The following is a 16,491-nucleotide window of genomic DNA, read 5'->3' on the forward strand; positions in this document are numbered from 1 at the left end:
CTTATTGCTGGCTGAAAGTGAGAGTCAGCTCAGTCGTCTTCGTTGTTTTTACTTTAATAAATTCTAAGCCATGAATTTGCTCGCTTTGCCACTGAGCGCTCTGAAGTTGCACTGGACGCTGCCACGAAATCATCGCAATATCATCTAAAAATAAGGCACTTTCACCGCTACTTGGTGGCGCCATGGAGAGGCCAAACTGGACGCCACGAGCGGGCAATCCTTCTTCGCCAAGCACAACGGAATCGTCAGGTAAGGTAATATCTTGTCTAAATGTTTGCCACTCATAACTACCTGCAGGTTTTAATTGGGGCGTTGACTCAGAAAAGATAAGGCTATCTTCTGATGTTAAGATACGAATATCAGCCTTAAACTCACCAGCGTTCTCTCCTTTGGCATAACCAAAGAGCGAGAGCTCATGGTAAGCCTGTGCCGTGCTCGGCGCTGGCGTAATCGGCATGGTACGAATTGTATGTTTGAACGGCACACGCGTTGGCGTTTCGTTAAATTGTGTTCGTTGTAGACAAAGCCCTTGTACGCCACGATATTTGCCGACTAAGCAGGGCGCGATATCGTCGGCCTCAATTAACCAACGAGAGACTTCCCCCTGTTCGTTATCGCTGTCCCAGTCTTCAAAATCCCCAAAGAACAATAAGTCCCGTCCAAGCACAATCTCTGCTTGAGCATCACTAGCCGTGAGTTTGCTAAGGAACTCAGCACTGCTTGAATATTGGCGTAAATCGACAATATGCTCACCAGCTTCCAAGGTAATGACTTTTTGCTCGGTTGCTTTTGCTTGAACCGGTTTATCAAAGGTGACTTCTGCAAATCCCGAGCGCAATGAGATACCAACTTCGGGTGAAGAAAATTCAGCGATGCGTTTTAGTAGGGCATTGGCAAGATCGCCACTTACAAACTTAGGAACATAGTCTTCTAGATAAACAGGATAGGCTTTTAATGCACTGATTTTACGTGTGCCTGCGGTTTCTAACTCTACCACAGCTATCAGTCCTAAAAAGGTTTCAAGACGATTTTGTTCAAACACAAAATTGCCTAGCCCAAGTATGCTTGGTACGCCATTGTATAAGCCAAACCCTTGCGCAACGTGAGGATGATGCGCAATCATCAAGTTAGCACCATTTTTGGAAAGTAAATCAAAGCGATTTGAAATATACGCCGTTGGTGCGTATGAATACTCATCGCCACCGTGGAGCTGAGCCACAACAAAGCGGCCGTTGGTACTGGCTTGCATCACCGTTTCTTTCATGCCATTGGTATCTGTTAGATCGGCAGCTCCCCCTTTAGCGTCTGATGCCACATAAGTGACGGTATGTTGATCGCCTGTAATAGAAGTCGCAGACACAAAGTCTATCGTTGTTTCACCAAGGCTTAGGCTGTAGGGCTTAAATGCCTCTGCCGCACGTGTGCCTGCGCCACTGTGTTTAAGTCCCGCTTGCTCGACATACTTCAAGGTATCGTTCAGTCCAGGTGCTCGATAGTCATAGACGTGGTTATTGCCAAGTGCTACATAGTCAATACCCAAATCATTGAGGGCAATTAATGACTCCGGCAGACTAAAAAATGCGAACTCTTTGCTTGGGTGGACCGTGGTTGGGTTTTTTAGGATTGGAGATTCCAAGTTAACCGAAGCGAAATCGACATGTTTAAATAAAGGATGCATAAACTGCACTAGGGCTTGGGCATCAGGTCCTGCGCTTTGGGGCTGGATAAGTCCGTCAGGGGTGCTGGGCAATGAATTCCCCATAGTAATGAGAGCAGGGTTGAAATAACGACGCCCAAACATGGTATCACCGGCAAAAAGTAAGGTTTTTAGCGTGCTCGACTTAGCTTTTAGTTCAAGCGTGAGCTGCTGCTCATTGTTATTTTGATTCGCTAAGGTAAAAACTAAGGGCAAATAATCTGGGTGGGATATTTCTGCGACATAAGCGCCGTATGCTAAAGCCGACAGGTCAAAGATACCATTGTTATTTGAGGTAAATAACTGATCATTTATCGTGAGGCTAGCATTGGCAATGGGGGTTGCATTTGTGTCGTGCAAAAGTATGCTTAAATTGGGCGTCTCGCTATCCCTATCTTGTTGGCTTTTATCTTCATCCTTATCTATTTGTGAAGGACCTGTTTCATTTGGGTCCTCAACTGAGCAGGCTGTGAGTGCAAATAGCAATACTACATTTAAGATTTTTTTCATTGTGGCCAGCCTGCTTTCAAAAAAGATACATTATTTAATTCTTTAGTATTATATCTGTAACTCTTTATGTGTTGCAATCCTTTGAAATGGAATGTAAGTTTCCAAATCAAAAACTTAACAAGCGCTGAAAAATGCCTTAAAAAACAACTTTTTTCAGTTCTTCATTAGTATAGGACAAGAATTTACGAAGATAGCTAAAATTCTGTTCAATATTCTTTACGTTTTTCTAGTCGGACAGCTATTCTTAGAGTATGATCTCGTCAATTGTGAAAACCCGCTTTGAGGAACAAATGCGTCTAGAGATACATTGCGCTGACCGTATTGGTATTGCCCAAGAAATTCTCAATATCTTGGTGAGTTACCGTGTCGACTTGAAAGGTATAGAAGTCGATTCAGTAAATTGTCGAATGTACGTGAGCTTTCCACCCATCGAATTTGAACAGTTTCAGAAAATTATGCCTGAGATCCGCTTAATCGATGGCGTTGAAGATGTTCGTACTACAGCGTTTTTACCGTCAGAACGTGAACATAATGAGCTGAATACTTTGCTCAGTGCGTTGCCTGATGGTGTAATTTCTATCGACGCTAAAGGCTGGGTACGTCATTGCAATGACGCAGCTTGTCGCGACCTTAACATGGTTGAAAAGGAAGTGATCGGTGCCAACATTAACAACCTTTTGAAAGGGTTTAACTTTACTCGTTGGTTAGAAGGTAAAGAGGTGTTAGGCCAGACAACCCGTGTCGAAGTGGGCGGGGAAGATTTTATTGCTGATATTTTGCCAATTTCGGTGCCCCAAGGGATTGAAGGCGATGTATTAGCCGGTGCGGTGATTAACATTAAATCGCAGTCGCGATTAGGACAGCAAGTCAGCGCATTTCGTCGTTATGGACAAGAAAGTTTTGCGACCATCCATAATCACAGCACTGCCATGCGTAGAGTCGTGCGTGAAGCCAGAAAAATGGCGCAGTTAGAAGCGCCAATTCTGATCACAGGTGAAACAGGTACTGGTAAGGAACTGCTTGCCAGAGCATGTCATTATGCTTCCAACCGGTCATTAAAGCCTTTTATCGCACTTTCTTGTGCTTCGCTGCCTGATGACGTTGCTGAGTCCGAGTTGTTTGGGTATGCAGGATATGAAGAAAATGCAGCGCCAAAACGCGGTGTATTAGAGCAAGCGGATGGCGGCACGGTATTCCTCGACGAAGTGGGTGAAATGTCAACCCAGTTACAGACTAAGTTACTGCGTTTCTTACAAGACGGTACTTTCCGAAAAGTCGGTGATGAGAATGAAGTTAAGGTCAATGTTCGCATCATAGCTGCAACGCAAAAAGACTTGCCAGCAATGGTTCAAGAAGGTGTATTTAGAGAAGATCTCTACTATCGTATTAACGTGCTAACGCTCGAAATTTCACCGCTGAGAGATAGAAAAGCGGATATCGGTCCTTTGGCTGAACACTTTGTGCAAAAATATGCCCAGCAAAATGGTCATCCAGCGCCAACATTTGCCAGAGAATGCATTGAATTTTTAGAGAATTACCCGTGGCCTGGTAATGTGAGGCAGTTAGAAAACGCTATTTATCGTGCGGTTTCGTTGCTTGATGATAAAGAGCTTCGTACTGAGCATCTAAACCTACCGACCTTTACCCATGACTTAGGTTATTTGGAGTCTGATTTTGAAGGGACGTTAGATCAAGCCGTGAAGAGATTTGAAGCAACCTTGTTGCGCAAGCTTTACCCCGCTTATCCAAGCTCAAGGCAACTGGCTAAACGTTTGGGATTAAGCCACACAGCCGTTGCCAACAAGCTGCGTGAGTATGGGATAAATAGAAAAACAGTCAAAGTATGATATATAAGGCTACGCAATGAGTGTGGCCTTTATGATTTAGTTCCCATGTCTTTTGTCACGCCATCTACCTTAATATTCTTAACGCCATCTTCTTCAAAAGAGAGTGTGATGCTCACGTTATCTCGCGCAAAGAAGTAATCTATCCCATTTACCGTCAAGACGTAATTACCCTTTACAGAGTCGCTAAACTCTTTTTTCACAAGAGAGATTTGATGATCTGCAATTTGCCACTTAAATTCAGAAATAAAACCTTGATTGAATTCTTGGATCCACACGCGGGTATCGTCTTTACTCAGTGTAATGGCAACTGAGTAAGACTCTGGTAGTTCAGACATATCATAATAATTTGCACCGATGCGAAACTGTTCAGTCTGTTTGTTCCAAGCAAAACCAAACTCAAACGCTTTCTCTACACCGGTTGGGTAGGTTAGTGTGCCTTCCCCTTTAAAGTCAAAGTCTGCGTAGCACATACTGGAAAAGGCAAATAAGGTGGAACAGGTAACAAGGGATAATTTTTTCATCGACTTCACTTCAGTTATTTTACTTAATTTGAGGTTCGCGTATGTAGTAACCGAACTCATTGTTTTTAAGCTCATTTTATAGGCTTTTTTGGTCATGCTAGAAAGGCGTTCATTTTTTGAAGCTCAGGTTATTAATCTAGTTTACCGACTGCATTACTGCAACTAAGGGCAAAGTAATGTATCAGTTATAGACGTAAGCGTAGCAAAATAATCACTTTAGAATATGAATTGCTATGCTAGAATCGAAAAATTATTAACTGGTAAGACCATTGTTATGAATTTATATTTTCGTTTACTGCTGTTGTTTTGGAGAATAAGACAGAATAAACAAACAGCAGATTCCATTTTGTCTCCGATAGATATTGAGTATCGCGCCCTGCCAAGCGATTGCGATATTAATATGCACTTGACCAACTCACGATATCTCGCATTTATGGATTTAGCGCGTACTTGGATGACAGAGCGAGTTGGGTTATTTGCAGCTGTGATGAAACGCCGCTGGTTCCCAATTGTTAACGCTACAGCGATTACCTATATTCGCGATATCAAGCCGCTGCAAAAATTTACCATTACCACTAAGGTGGTGGGATGGGATCATAAATACTTTTACATTGAACAGCGTTTTCATTCAGAGCGTGGGCTGCATGCAATTGCTTATGTGCGTGGGGTATTCAAGCGTAAGGGTGGGGTGGTTGCGGTCGAAGAAATGCTCGAAGTAGCTGGGTTTAACGGTGAAGCACCTATTTTATCTCCTGAGATTATGCATTGGAAAGCCATGTTAGAGGCAAAGAAAAACAGTAATCTATAAACTATAAAGGCCACATCTGTGGCCTTGGGGATTGAGAAAGTAACAGTAAATCTGTGATTTAAACCATTTAGGTATTAGAACTTATATTTCACACCGAACATGGCCACAATTGGGTCAAGCTCTACGTCTGAAGTTAATGCTTTTACGCCGTTTGCGTACACTGTTGCATCGGTATTGATATCCATTTTAGAGATCATACCATGTAGACCCCATTTTTCATTTAAGTCGTAGTTAAAGCCGACTTGTAGTGCGATACCAAAAGAACTATCCAAATCAACTTCTACATCGTTAGTCTTTAGTGTTGCTTTTAGTGCAGCACTTGGCTCTTCATCGAAGAATACTGTGTAGTTTAGACCCGCGCCGATAAATGGGCGGAACTTAGCGCTTGCATCAAAGAAGTGATACTGCGCAAGTAGCGTTGGTGGCAAGTGTTTGATGTCAGCGATTTCCGCCCCTGCTAAGCCACCAGCACCGTCTACGGTGTGAGAAAATGGTGTTGCCGCAACTAGCTCAAATACGATGTTATCGCTGTAGTGGTAATCAAGAGTGATACCAAGCTGGGTGTTTGAATCAGCGACTAAGCCTAGCGAGTTATCTTGATCAATGGCAGAAGCCGTGTTGTCAGGGTTTACATTAATAGCACCAACATTAACACTGAAATTTGCGTGTGCGAAGGGAGCAGCAACTAGCAGAGTAGATAAAAGTGCAGCGCTTAAAGTTTTCATTTTCTTCTCCTAACCCTATGTGAGGACATTTTTAAACTGTGAAACAGTGTGTGTTTTCAATGAAGCCATCTTAAAAGGGTTCAAAAAATGAAAAACTGTTCTAGATCAATTTTTAAATTGTAAGATTTCAGAAATTTTTGAAAGTTTGATTTAGATTAAGTTTTCTCGATGTCATTAATTTGCATTAAAACTGCAATGCTGTGGTCAAAGTTTCATCTTTAAATAATTGCTAGATTTCACCTACAAGTCATTCTCAGTTATGTCATTAGCAACACAGAATCAAAATCTTAGCGCGTCTCACGCAACCGAGATATTAACGCATTTGATCCAAGCGCCTTCGGTTACACCGTGTGATGCAGGCACTATCGCTTTTATGTCAGAGCAACTCGCCGCGCTGGGTTTTACTATTGAGCAGTTTGAGGTGCAGGGAGTAAAAAACTTGATTGCAAGTTATCGTTTCTCTTTGGGACCAACTTTTGCTTTTTCTGGTCATGTGGATGTCGTGCCTGCAAATAATAAAGGCTGGATTGTGCCGCCATTTAGTGCGCAGATTATTGATGGCGTGATGTATGGACGTGGTGCTGCAGATATGAAAGGTGGCGTTGCGGCAATGCTTGCTGCAACCAAAACATTACTACAGCATCGTGAAAAATTACGAGGAAGCTTTTACTGGTTACTCACTTCTGACGAGGAAGGTGAAGCGGAGTTTGGTTCCAAATTGATTGCAGAGCGATTAGCTGAAAATGGCATCGAGCTAGATGCTTGTTTGGTAGGTGAACCGACTTCACATCAAGTAGTGGGAGATACGGTTAAAAATGGTCGTCGCGGTGCGATTTCTGGGCGTATTCAGGTTAAAGGAAGAACGGGGCATGTGGCTTATCCAGAACAAACGGTTAATGCAGCTCACATCGCAGGCCAGTTGGTTAGTCAACTCGCGCTTTTACCTTGGTGGAAAGATGAAGCGGGATCGCAAACCACGCTGCAAGTTACTGGGATCACAGTTCCAAATATCGTGGATAATTTAGTACCAGCAGAGTGTGAAATCACCTTTAATATTCGTTACAGCCATGCCTATAAGAGCCAAGAAGTTGTGCACTATATTCAAGAGTCGCTGGCTAAATCCGGTGCTATGTTAGCGATCAGTTGGGAGCGGCCTTGTGAGTCGTTTTATACCGGCGCGAGGCAAGAAAACTGTTTCTTAACGCTGGTAGAGCAAGCAATCCAGGAAACAACGGGGCAGTATCCGAGCTTAAGTACTGCAGGCGGCACCTCCGATGGTCGCTTCTTTGCGACCGGAAAAACGCAAGTGATCGAATGTGGGGTAAAGAATGATTCAATTCATCAAGTGAATGAACATCTATCCCTCAGCGATCTACATGCGATAGAAAAAATATACTTATCTGTTTTAAATAGGTTTTTTAAAAAAGTTGAAAATTTTTAAAAGAATTTTCTTGAAAATAGATTTGCTGACCATAAATAGCTTTATGAGGACGCCGACAGGGCCTCATGAATTAAATAACTATTTGTTTTAAAAGTGCTTATTGGTTCTTTTTTGAAGAGTGAGCACCTATGTATAGCTTTAAGAGGATACAAAATTATGCGTACAGTAGATTTATCACCATTATATCGTTCATTTATCGGTTTTGATCATTTAGCTTCTATGATGGATGCTGCTGCAAGAACAGATAAACAACCTAGCTATCCACCATACAACATCGAAGCGCTAGGTAAAGACAAGTACCAAATTACCATGGCTGTTGCAGGGTTTACCGAGCAAGAGCTAACGCTGGAATCAGAAAACAATACGTTGACCGTAAAGGGACAAAAGCAAGCAACTGAAGAAGCCAACGAGCGTAAATTTATTCATCAAGGGATCGCCGAGCGCGGGTTCGAGCGCAAATTCCAACTTGGCGATCACGTCAAAGTATTAGGTGCAGACTTAGCGCACGGCTTACTGGTTATTGACCTTGAACGCGAGATCCCAGAAGCACTGAAGCCAAGAAAAATAGAAATTGGCTCGGGCAACTTGCTTGAAAGCAAGTAATATCAATCTAATTTATTGATTTCCAACCCGCCGCCGTCAGGCGGCTTTTTTTTGCCTAAATACAAAGCATTTGTTATTAGTAAAGTTATGCTTCAGTCGTTATCCCCCAGAAAATGAAACTTGGACTAAGACAATACGTAAAAAGACGAAATGGTGTACCACTGGGTCATAGTCAGTCACTAGGAAACATGTTTCGGCGGGCTTTCGGCGCTCGGTCTTTCGATGGTTTCTGGGTGTATTGGAATCCTATCTGGAGTTATTACTTGGCGCGCTTCGTATTTCGTCCATGCGCAGCGAAAGTGGGGGAAAAACTTGGCTATTGGTTTACTTTCATAGTGAGTGGCGCATTGCATGACGTCATTGTTGGATTAGTGGTGGGAGAAGCGATTTTTACATTTACCCCATTCTTTGCTGTACTTGGGGCTACTGCGCTTGGATTTAAAGTGACGGGCTATCGTTATTCGAGTCAGCACTTTCTCATTGCACCTTTGTTTAACGGTTCGATCATTGTGTTTAGTTTTTATCTAAGTAGTGTTTTTAGCGAGTTACTTGTATGGTAGAAGAAAAATATTGCGTTGAGATGAAGAATGGAATTAAAAGATAAGCTGATATTGTTGTTGAAATCAGGTGGGTTATCGTTACTCATCGCGGGTGGATTTTATACTTTGTTGTTTTACATGTCTGCACAATTTCATCACCAAGTGCAATTTTCGCCCTTCTCGCAGGATATTGGCGTAAACGCGATGCTAATTTATAGCTTCTTGGTTTTTCTATTTAGTGCCATTTTTAGCTATTTCTTTTTGAAAATGCATGCTGCCCGTCATGATATGCATGTCGATGGCTTGGTTCTTAGCATCAAATATACACACTTACTGCTTTGGGGAGGTGTTGTCAGCATTGCGATTTATATCTTATTACACATGAATCAACATGTTTTGGTGTTAAATCAAGCCAAAGACAGCCACACTTCAGCTCAGCAACTTGAAGCGTTGGTTTCTTATCTGCCTGAAAGTGGCGATGTGATAGAGCTTGCGGTTGCACAAAACCCCGCAACGGCACCAAACACGCTAACTTACTTGAGTCTAAAACGAGACTTTGCTACGCACTTAGCACTTGCCATGAATCCAAGTACTCCCAAAAAAGTGCTAGAAGAAATTATTAGTTATTATCAGGGAGGACAACAAGATGTAGTCCTCAATGCGGTGATGAAAAACCCTAATGTGGCTAGCGGCAAGGTTCAGCTGCAGGTACGTTAATCGTTTTATTCTTTGACTGAGCGCATGGGAGACGCAAGAGGAGCCACGGCCTAATTTTATTTGCTATCACGTTCGCTCAATTCAGTACGTAGTTTACTTTGCATGTCTTTAAGTGCCGTTATTTTGTCTCTTGCCTCTTGTAGTTGTTGTTGTGGTAATCCCTCTTTAACTCCACGTGCTAGCAGTGCTTCTATTTGCGCTACTTTACCATCGACGGCCGCAATATACTGTTGCTTTAGCTTGGCGTCTTTTTGATCCAAATACGCTTGGTAAGCTTCGGTATCCGACAAATCCCCCTGAAAATCATCCATCTGCTTTTCAGCTTGGTTTATTGGCGGCAGATATTCAGGCTCCGTGATTGGCTTAACGGCTTTGGGTGAGGTCTTTGCATTTGGTTTGATAGGAGCATAAGTATTGATTGGCGTAATTAACGTTTCAGTTCTTTTCTCCTGCTCAGGCTTTGTCTGCGAGGGGGGATTATATGTGGGGTTTTGCCAACCTATGTTGGCAAAACGCAGTGTGAATCCAGCTATCACAGCCCCAAGAAATATGACAATCAATGCTTGCCAATACTTCATATTACCGCTCCGCTATTTGCCGCTTTCCAAGCCATATAATCTTGCTCGAATTTGTGCTGAGCAAACTCTTGGGTCAGTGCCCGCAGTGCTTGGTAGCGTACTGTTTCACTTTTCACATCGTAATAATCATATATCGGTGACTGGCTATACAATACCAGCCATTCGCCACTTGGCGTGCGAATACTAGGTGTTATCTTGCCTTGTTGATTACTAAACGCCAGCTGTGTTTCCCATTTCGGCGTGCTTTGGCGGGTCAGCGGAGTGAGTTGGGCCTGCCATATTAATATCGGGGTATATTTAGCGACGGCTTGTTGCCATGAGTGTGCATTTGCATATTCGTTAAATTGCTGTGCGGTTTTTTGTTCGGGAAATTTCGCTGCGCTCGCACTCACTTGCTTGACGTATTTAAACCTCTTCTTATGACGCTCATAATACTTCGCGATGGCACTATCAGGAATTTCACTTTTTAGGGTATCGACATACTGGCTCGTTGCACCATGCATCTCTTCCTTAACACCAAGAAATGCCAGCATGCTCGGCCTCAATAGTTCTGCGGTTACCACTTGTCGTAACTGTTCTATTGTCAGACCTTGCTTTGCCACATAAGGTTTTGCGGCGGTAAATAGCGCCTGTTGATTGAGATGTTGATTGACAATAGCTTGCAATAACGAGAGTTCTCCTTGGTGAAGTTTAAAGCGGTTTTGCATTGATTGGCTATGTAATACTTGAGCAAGTGTCAGTGGCGCTGATTTTGTTAGTTGCAGCTGTTGCCATTTGAGTAATTGCTCAGCAGTGTATTGCCCGTCAGCGGGGTACTGTCCTAGTAAAGACAGCATCTGATCCTTATCAAATACCAAAGGGTAGTGCTTCTTTTCAAGCCGAGTAAGTGCAGGAAACCAATGAAGGAGTGAGCTGGCGAGAAACTTATCGACATGATATTGGGTGCTGAAACCGACTCTGGATTGGCGCTCTAAAACACTTGGATTAAGTTGCTTTGCTTGGAATAGCAAGAATTGATTTTCAAGCAATTGCGCAGTAGTTTGCTTTTTTGATAACTCTCGGCCTTGCTCAAGATAGAGTTGATGAACTAAATGCGTCAGAGATTTAGGTATGCTCGGTGAGGCAAAACTTGGTAAGCAAAAGCTGCTTACCAAGAAAAATAGAACTAGACGCATTACCTAACGTCCATCGCATGATTTATCAAATGAACGACCATGGCTATTGCGTGAGGGATCACTTGCTTACCTGTATTTACACGATCGTAATGATCCTCTGAATTTAACACGATACCACCTTGTGAATAAGAGAAAGAACCGCCTTGTGTTAGTAATGGGCGAATATCTGTTGAGTTGCTATCAACAGCGCTGAAACTATTCATCGCTTGCTTTACTAAGGTAAAATCGTTCAATGATTCTTGGTCATAGTAGTCTTTCACCCAAGACTCCCAACCTGCATGATTCAAATCTGATGTTGTCCAAGTATGATGCGGTTGAAGTAAATCTGTAGTGTGAAAAACAAAGCCTAGTACCTGTGGGTTACCGCTCTGTACATAGCTTTGATACCAGTACTGGCCTAAGTTATCAATTGGCTGAAAAGGCATTTCTTCAAAATCATCGTACATGCTATACGTTGAGTGGCTATCGATACGATAGTGTTTTTCTGTGATCCCATAACTATCATATTCAGTATCATCAGCGCTAAACCAACCTGTTTCGCCGCCATGACCATCGTCTAAGTAATCGCCTTTCAGCCAAGTGGCAGCCATTGAATCAACAGAGCCTGATACGGTAAGTTTCTGATAATTATAACCACCGAAGTCATTGCCGTGAGTATCAGCACCTTGAGTATGGTTTTGGAAGTGCCAGTAACTGGTGTATTTCACGATGCTTTCAGCTGCACCCCAAAGCGGTGCTTGTACACAGTCACCCGTAATGGCGCCACAGAAGAATGTATCCTCAAAATCATCAACATCATACGCAGCTTGGCCCAGCAAATTGGCTAGTTGAGAAACTGACATGCCGTTAGCTTGAGCATATGCTTGTAACTTTGCGTACTGTGTTGTAGTTGGATTCTGTGCCATGTAATTTACGGCGTCGATGACGATGCGCTTATGTGTCTCTTGACTAAACGCGTGGCTTTGCCCTGCTGCGACTAAAAGGGCCATAGGAAGTAAATAATTTTTCATGAGTTGCCTCTATAAATTTTAATTTGTGTGAACGCAATTTTTCTACTTAAAAAACGAAGTGCGCTATTTAAAATAATTTATGTGAATTTTTGATTAAAATAAAGTTAAATTTTGATTGTGTTAAAATTCAAAGAAGATGCTTGTTGGTCACAAATGGGTCAGGTATGATCTCGGGGAGAATTTAGGCACACCTGCGCTAAACGAATGGAACTATGAAAAAACTACTTATAATAATCAGTTTATTGTTACCGTTTTATGGAATTTGCGAAGAACAAAGTGACGAACTTGATGACGAGTTTGCTTGGCAGCTGAGTGTCGGTGCCTTTTACGTTGATATGACAATGCCTGCTTTAATTGGCACGGACTCGACATTCAAACATGGCACTTTTTTAGTCGATGCAAAGGTAGAGTATAAAAGCTTTTACTTGAATACCCATTCAGGTGATTTTTTTGGTGGCTCGGATATAGGTTACCAAATTATCAATAATGGAGAATGGGGTATAGATGCTATCTATGGCAGTTATATGTTGCCTTTTTCTGAACGTGGTTACTATGACACTGATGATGTCGTGCCTGAACTGAGAGGAATACGTAAACGCGATCAAGATAATTCATTGGGCTTTTCCTATTACCGTCATGTTGGTGAATTTCTTGCTGTTGCTGAGATTGTTTACGATGTTTTTGGGGAAACAAACGGTTGGGTTTTTCACCTCGAAGCGACACGTAATTTTGAACTGAGAAACTGGGATTTATGGCTTAATTTTGGCGCTAACTATTACTCTAGTAATTTTCATAATTACTTTTATGGTGTTTTAGAATCCGAAGTCAATGATTATTTAACCCCCTATAAACCTGGTGCTTCAGCTTCTGCGTTTATGCAAATGCAACTTAATTACCCAATTGCAGAGGATTGGGTGTTTAGCGCAGGTGCATCGTGGTTAGTTGGTTCTCAAGATACGTTAGATAGCCCCTTAGTTCGCTCTCGTCACGCCAGAGTATTCTTTACTGGGGTGAAATATGTTTTCTAAATTAATCACATGGACAGTGCTGTTTTGGAGTATTTCACTGAGCCAACAACTCCGTGCTGCTGAAACTAATCCAGTGGGAATACTTCATGCCGTGCCGAGCAAGTGTGTAGCCCTGAACCAAGGGCGAACTTGCTATGCGGATGTCAAAGTAACGGTGAATGCGCCTTCTGAAGGGGATTACTGCATTCGAGAAAGTTTATCGAAGAAGATCCTGCAGTGTTGGGCCAAAGCGGATACCTTTAAATATGAGCTAGACTTTAGTTCGGATGAAAGTTTGAGCTATGAGCTTATCTCAAAGCAGTCTCGAGATGTGCTAGCTGTGACCACTATTGAGGTGAATTGGGTTCACAAAGTAAAAACAAAAAAAAGGCGTTGGCGCCTCTTTTGATCCGAAGGCTGCGTGCGAGCGTAGCCTAAAGTTGCTCGATGTTATCTAAACACCACTGAGCCCTTGCGAGCACCTCTTGCCGTGTTTTCTCATCTTGTTTTTGCCAATTTCGATAGATCATACCAATACGGTGGTTATTGGTAAACTTACCCTCATGGCGGTGCATAAAATGCCAATATAGGCTGTTAAGAGGACATGCATCATTGCTTGATTTTTGCTTGACGTCGTAGTGGCAGTGCTGACAATAATCACTCATTTTTTGTATGTAGTTACCACTTGCGGAGTAGGGTTTGGTTGCCACTATGCCGTGGTCTGCAAATTGTGTCATGCCTCTGGTGTTTGGCATTTCGACCCATTCAATGGCGTCGATGTATATACCTAAATACCATTCATCCACTTGATCAGGGTGTATTCCGGTTAGCAGACAAAAGTTTCCCGTGACCATTAATCTTTGAATGTGGTGAGCGTAGGCATAATCAAGGCTTTGATTGATAGCTTCACTTAAACAGCGCATCTTCGTTTTTCCATGCCAAAAATAGCCTGGCAAATTGCGCTGAGCAAGCAAGTAATTTTTATGACGGTAGTCCGGCATATTGAGCCAATAGACGGCTCGGATATACTCTCGCCAGCCCAATATTTGCCTAACAAATCCCTCAATCTGTGCAATATCAATTTGTGAGTTGTCTTGGTAAGCCGCTATCGCGCTATCGATAACGTGTTTGGGGTGAAGCATTTTTGTATTCAACGCAAAAGAGAGTCGTGAGTGATACAGTGTCCATTTATCGACACTTTTACAGGTCATTGCATCTTGAAATTGACCGAATAAAGGCAATAGGTGTTCACAGAAAAAGGCCAAAAGATCGTGAGCTTGCGCACGGTTAGCCGGCCACAGCAATGATTCTTCGCTGTTACCAATGGTCTTCACTTTATGCCGTTTTATCCGCTTTAAAATGTCACTAACATCGTTGGCAAAACAAAGCGGCTGTGGGATAGCGTCGATGTCTTTTGACTTGAGCTTATTACGGTTTTTACTGTCGAAATTCCATTGCTTGCCAAGCGGTTCACCGTCGTCCATTAATACATTAAAACGGCGCCTGAGCTTGCGATAAAAAAACTCCATTGTGGTGTGTTTTCCTGGCGTTAAATAATCATCCAACTCTTCGTAAGGGACTAGAAAATGCTCAGTGTCATAGCAACGAACCTGTAACTGGTCGAGTGTTAATTCCATCATTTGCTTCAGTAAGCGATATTCATCAGGTCGTTGATAGTCAAAGCTCGATACTTGATATTTATCACATAAATGAGCAATTAAAGCGGGGAGATCAGAATAGTCCTGAGTCTCATCGAGGGTGAGATGTAGCACATGAAAGCCTACCTTATTCAGTGCGATGGCGAAATTTTCCATGGCTTTGAAGAATGCGCATACTTTTTGTATATGATGTTTGGTGTAGTCGGCCTCTTGTTTGAGTTCTGCAATCAGATAAAGGTACTCAGCTTTATCGTCAGCAAACCAACTATGCTTGGCGTTGAGTTGGTCGCCAAGAATTAATCTGAGGCCTTTATATTGAGGCTTTTGTTGTGTCATTAGTTATCCTCCAAAGGCCAACCAACATGATCTTGGCTGTCGAGTTGTAGAGTGGCTTCTCCTTGCCATAATTTTATATATTCACCATCTGGGTCAAATAGTGCTTGTTGCTTTGTGATATTGAAATGGCGACCGCCACGAGGATCTGCTCCAACACCAGCGATATACTGCCAATTACCCCAGTTCGCTGCGACGTCGTAATCGATAAGATGTTGCTCGAAAAAAGCGGCGCCGTAGCGCCAATCTAGCTGTAGCTCATTAACACAGTAGCTCGCAGCTATTTGTCTCGCTCTGTTGGAAATCCAGCCAGTTTTAGTCAATTCGTGCATAATGGCATTGACCAGTGCGCTGGGTGTTCGGCCTTGGCACCACTTTAAAAAGCGCTCTGGATAGAAACTGGTTTTTGGTGTTTTGGCTTTGACGCCTGAAAAGCAAAATAGCGTGTGTTGATGTTTGAGCGCATACCAATAAAAATACTCACGCCACAACAGTTCAAACCAAATCCAATAGGTTGATTCATTTGCGCCTCTTTGCTCCTCAAATTGAGTAAGTGATTGCTTGATCTGTCTAGGACTGATAGCGCCAGAAGCAAGTATTGGACTAAACCGAGTGGAAAAATGATCACCGAACAAGGCGTTTCGAGTTTCTTTGTATGTGAAAGCCGCATCCGTTTGGAAGTATTGTTGTAGCTGTTGCTGGGCTTGCGCTTCGCCTGCGGCTACTTTGATATTGTATGAAGAGTTTGCTTTAAATTCAGCTAAATCTAAAACCCGATTCGGTCTTGGTGGAAGCGTAGCGGTTGCAATAGGTGATTTAGGTTCAATTTCCTCTACAGCTTTGCGAAATGGCGTAAAGCTCGGTGGCAGCTCACTGATTTTGAGTGGTAGTGTATCTGGTTCAAACAGCGTACTAGAATAAGCGCTAACGTATTGAATGTAAGGAAAGTTATCTTGTAATTTTAACCAAAGCTTTTGTTCATCGAATCCTGGATGAGCTGCGCGGCCAATATGAGTTACCTGCTGTGTATGAATAATCTCAGTCAGTGCTTTGAGCTGAGCTGTGTTACGTAGCATATACAGCTTCTGTTGTTGTGACGTTAGTGATTGATGCAAGGCGTTGAGCGTCTGATTGCGATAACATTCGACAGCAAAAGAAGTTGAGCACTGCGCTTTGCGAGCCGTCCAAAGGTTTACAGTGGGTAGATAAATGCAGATAAGTGTATCAACTAGAGACGCCAGCTTTGTAAGTGCGGGGTTATCACTAAGGCGGCAGTCGTTTTCAAATAAATAGAGTCCTACTTTCACGTTTATTCTTAACAGT

Annotated in this window: 16 protein-coding genes; 8 read left to right on the forward strand and 8 right to left on the reverse strand. The window is 42.7% G+C overall.

Annotation, left to right across the window (positions count from 1 at the left end):
- Position 1 precedes the first annotated feature (1 nt).
- On the reverse strand, positions 2-2,206 hold the full coding sequence (locus tag QSH61_RS05500) for a CapA family protein (RefSeq protein ID WP_211200929.1): 2,205 nt from the start codon (positions 2,204-2,206) through the stop codon (positions 2-4).
- Positions 2,207-2,496: 290 nt separating this feature from the next.
- Between QSH61_RS05500 and tyrR the strand changes: the two genes are divergently transcribed.
- Entirely contained in the window at positions 2,497-4,053 is a 1,557-nt protein-coding gene (tyrR, locus tag QSH61_RS05505; protein ID WP_010607852.1) for a transcriptional regulator TyrR, read from the forward strand.
- A 29-nt stretch (positions 4,054-4,082) separates the two neighbouring features.
- Here the strand turns inward: tyrR and QSH61_RS05510 are convergent, their stop codons facing one another.
- The gene (locus tag QSH61_RS05510; RefSeq protein ID WP_206472614.1) at positions 4,083-4,649 is read right to left on the reverse strand and encodes a hypothetical protein; all 567 of its coding nucleotides are present in this window, start codon (positions 4,647-4,649) and stop codon (positions 4,083-4,085) included.
- Positions 4,650-4,848: 199 nt separating this feature from the next.
- Here QSH61_RS05510 and QSH61_RS05515 point away from each other — a divergent pair, with 199 nt between their 5' ends.
- Complete coding sequence (locus QSH61_RS05515) at positions 4,849-5,382, forward strand: acyl-CoA thioesterase (RefSeq protein WP_174170749.1); 534 nt, start codon at positions 4,849-4,851, stop codon at positions 5,380-5,382.
- 74 nt (positions 5,383-5,456) lie between these two features.
- Here QSH61_RS05515 and QSH61_RS05520 read toward each other — a convergent pair whose 3' ends face one another.
- Positions 5,457-6,107, reverse strand: a complete 651-nt coding sequence (locus QSH61_RS05520) for an OmpW/AlkL family protein (RefSeq protein WP_010607855.1) — start codon at positions 6,105-6,107, stop codon at positions 5,457-5,459.
- 259 nt (positions 6,108-6,366) lie between these two features.
- Here QSH61_RS05520 and dapE point away from each other — a divergent pair, with 259 nt between their 5' ends.
- The 4 genes from dapE to QSH61_RS05540 all read left to right on the forward strand — a co-directional run bounded on the left by dapE (position 6,367) and on the right by QSH61_RS05540 (position 9,407).
- Entirely contained in the window at positions 6,367-7,548 is a 1,182-nt protein-coding gene (gene dapE / locus QSH61_RS05525; RefSeq protein WP_010607856.1) for a succinyl-diaminopimelate desuccinylase, read from the forward strand.
- A gap of 156 nt (positions 7,549-7,704) precedes the next feature.
- Positions 7,705-8,151: an Hsp20 family protein gene (locus QSH61_RS05530; protein WP_010607857.1), complete on the forward strand. Its 447-nt coding sequence runs from the start codon at positions 7,705-7,707 to the stop codon at positions 8,149-8,151.
- Between the two features lie 263 nt (positions 8,152-8,414).
- Complete coding sequence (locus tag QSH61_RS05535; protein ID WP_010607858.1) at positions 8,415-8,711, forward strand: hypothetical protein; 297 nt, start codon at positions 8,415-8,417, stop codon at positions 8,709-8,711.
- 27 nt (positions 8,712-8,738) lie between these two features.
- Entirely contained in the window at positions 8,739-9,407 is a 669-nt protein-coding gene (locus QSH61_RS05540; RefSeq protein ID WP_206472612.1) for a hypothetical protein, read from the forward strand.
- Positions 9,408-9,463: 56 nt separating this feature from the next.
- On the opposite strand, the gene QSH61_RS05545 is transcribed toward QSH61_RS05540, so the two are convergent.
- The 3 genes from QSH61_RS05545 to QSH61_RS05555 are packed head-to-tail and all read right to left on the reverse strand — an operon-like array spanning position 9,464 to position 12,170.
- On the reverse strand, positions 9,464-9,985 hold the full coding sequence (locus QSH61_RS05545) for a hypothetical protein (RefSeq protein WP_206472610.1): 522 nt from the start codon (positions 9,983-9,985) through the stop codon (positions 9,464-9,466).
- A complete protein-coding gene (locus QSH61_RS05550) occupies positions 9,982-11,160 on the reverse strand; it encodes a peptidylprolyl isomerase (RefSeq protein ID WP_206472608.1) in 1,179 nt (392 codons plus the stop codon). Before QSH61_RS05550 ends, QSH61_RS05545 begins: the two co-directional genes overlap by 4 nt.
- Positions 11,160-12,170, reverse strand: coding sequence for a phospholipase C/P1 nuclease family protein (locus QSH61_RS05555; protein WP_010607862.1), 1,011 nt, complete (start codon positions 12,168-12,170; stop codon positions 11,160-11,162). The genes QSH61_RS05550 and QSH61_RS05555 overlap by 1 nt, the downstream gene beginning before the upstream one ends.
- Before the next feature lie 212 nt (positions 12,171-12,382).
- Here QSH61_RS05555 and QSH61_RS05560 point away from each other — a divergent pair, with 212 nt between their 5' ends.
- Positions 12,383-13,198 carry a MipA/OmpV family protein gene (locus QSH61_RS05560; protein WP_174170746.1) on the forward strand — a complete coding sequence of 272 codons (816 nt, stop codon included), beginning with the start codon at positions 12,383-12,385 and terminating at the stop codon, positions 13,196-13,198.
- A complete protein-coding gene (locus QSH61_RS05565; RefSeq protein WP_010607864.1) occupies positions 13,188-13,586 on the forward strand; it encodes a DUF3019 domain-containing protein in 399 nt (132 codons plus the stop codon). Before QSH61_RS05560 ends, QSH61_RS05565 begins: the two co-directional genes overlap by 11 nt.
- Before the next feature lie 25 nt (positions 13,587-13,611).
- On the opposite strand, the gene QSH61_RS05570 is transcribed toward QSH61_RS05565, so the two are convergent.
- Both QSH61_RS05570 and QSH61_RS05575 read right to left on the reverse strand, forming a co-directional pair.
- Complete coding sequence (locus tag QSH61_RS05570; protein WP_206472606.1) at positions 13,612-15,171, reverse strand: cryptochrome/photolyase family protein; 1,560 nt, start codon at positions 15,169-15,171, stop codon at positions 13,612-13,614.
- Positions 15,171-16,475, reverse strand: coding sequence for a DASH family cryptochrome (locus QSH61_RS05575; RefSeq protein ID WP_174170745.1), 1,305 nt, complete (start codon positions 16,473-16,475; stop codon positions 15,171-15,173). Before QSH61_RS05575 ends, QSH61_RS05570 begins: the two co-directional genes overlap by 1 nt.
- Positions 16,476-16,491 lie beyond the last annotated feature (16 nt).

Source organism: Pseudoalteromonas sp. JC3, assembly GCF_030291895.1.
Lineage (GTDB): Bacteria > Pseudomonadota > Gammaproteobacteria > Enterobacterales > Alteromonadaceae > Pseudoalteromonas.

What these genes read in the sequence shown, in the direction of transcription:
- QSH61_RS05560 (WP_174170746.1), top strand. Translation starts at nt 12,383, where the DNA reads ATGAAAAAACTACTTATAATAATCAGTTTATTGTTACCGTTTTATGGA.
- QSH61_RS05565 (WP_010607864.1), top strand. Translation starts at nt 13,188, where the DNA reads ATGTTTTCTAAATTAATCACATGGACAGTGCTGTTTTGGAGTATTTCA.
- QSH61_RS05510 (WP_206472614.1), bottom strand. Translation starts at nt 4,649, where the DNA reads ATGAGCTTAAAAACAATGAGTTCGGTTACTACATACGCGAACCTCAAA.
- QSH61_RS05550 (WP_206472608.1), bottom strand. Translation starts at nt 11,160, where the DNA reads ATGCGTCTAGTTCTATTTTTCTTGGTAAGCAGCTTTTGCTTACCAAGT.
- QSH61_RS05540 (WP_206472612.1), top strand. Translation starts at nt 8,739, where the DNA reads ATGGAATTAAAAGATAAGCTGATATTGTTGTTGAAATCAGGTGGGTTA.
- QSH61_RS05555 (WP_010607862.1), bottom strand. Translation starts at nt 12,170, where the DNA reads ATGAAAAATTATTTACTTCCTATGGCCCTTTTAGTCGCAGCAGGGCAA.
- QSH61_RS05530 (WP_010607857.1), top strand. Translation starts at nt 7,705, where the DNA reads ATGCGTACAGTAGATTTATCACCATTATATCGTTCATTTATCGGTTTT.
- QSH61_RS05515 (WP_174170749.1), top strand. Translation starts at nt 4,849, where the DNA reads ATGAATTTATATTTTCGTTTACTGCTGTTGTTTTGGAGAATAAGACAG.
- tyrR (WP_010607852.1), top strand. Translation starts at nt 2,497, where the DNA reads ATGCGTCTAGAGATACATTGCGCTGACCGTATTGGTATTGCCCAAGAA.
- QSH61_RS05570 (WP_206472606.1), bottom strand. Translation starts at nt 15,171, where the DNA reads ATGACACAACAAAAGCCTCAATATAAAGGCCTCAGATTAATTCTTGGC.
- QSH61_RS05545 (WP_206472610.1), bottom strand. Translation starts at nt 9,985, where the DNA reads ATGAAGTATTGGCAAGCATTGATTGTCATATTTCTTGGGGCTGTGATA.
- QSH61_RS05500 (WP_211200929.1), bottom strand. Translation starts at nt 2,206, where the DNA reads ATGAAAAAAATCTTAAATGTAGTATTGCTATTTGCACTCACAGCCTGC.
- dapE (WP_010607856.1), top strand. Translation starts at nt 6,367, where the DNA reads ATGTCATTAGCAACACAGAATCAAAATCTTAGCGCGTCTCACGCAACC.
- QSH61_RS05520 (WP_010607855.1), bottom strand. Translation starts at nt 6,107, where the DNA reads ATGAAAACTTTAAGCGCTGCACTTTTATCTACTCTGCTAGTTGCTGCT.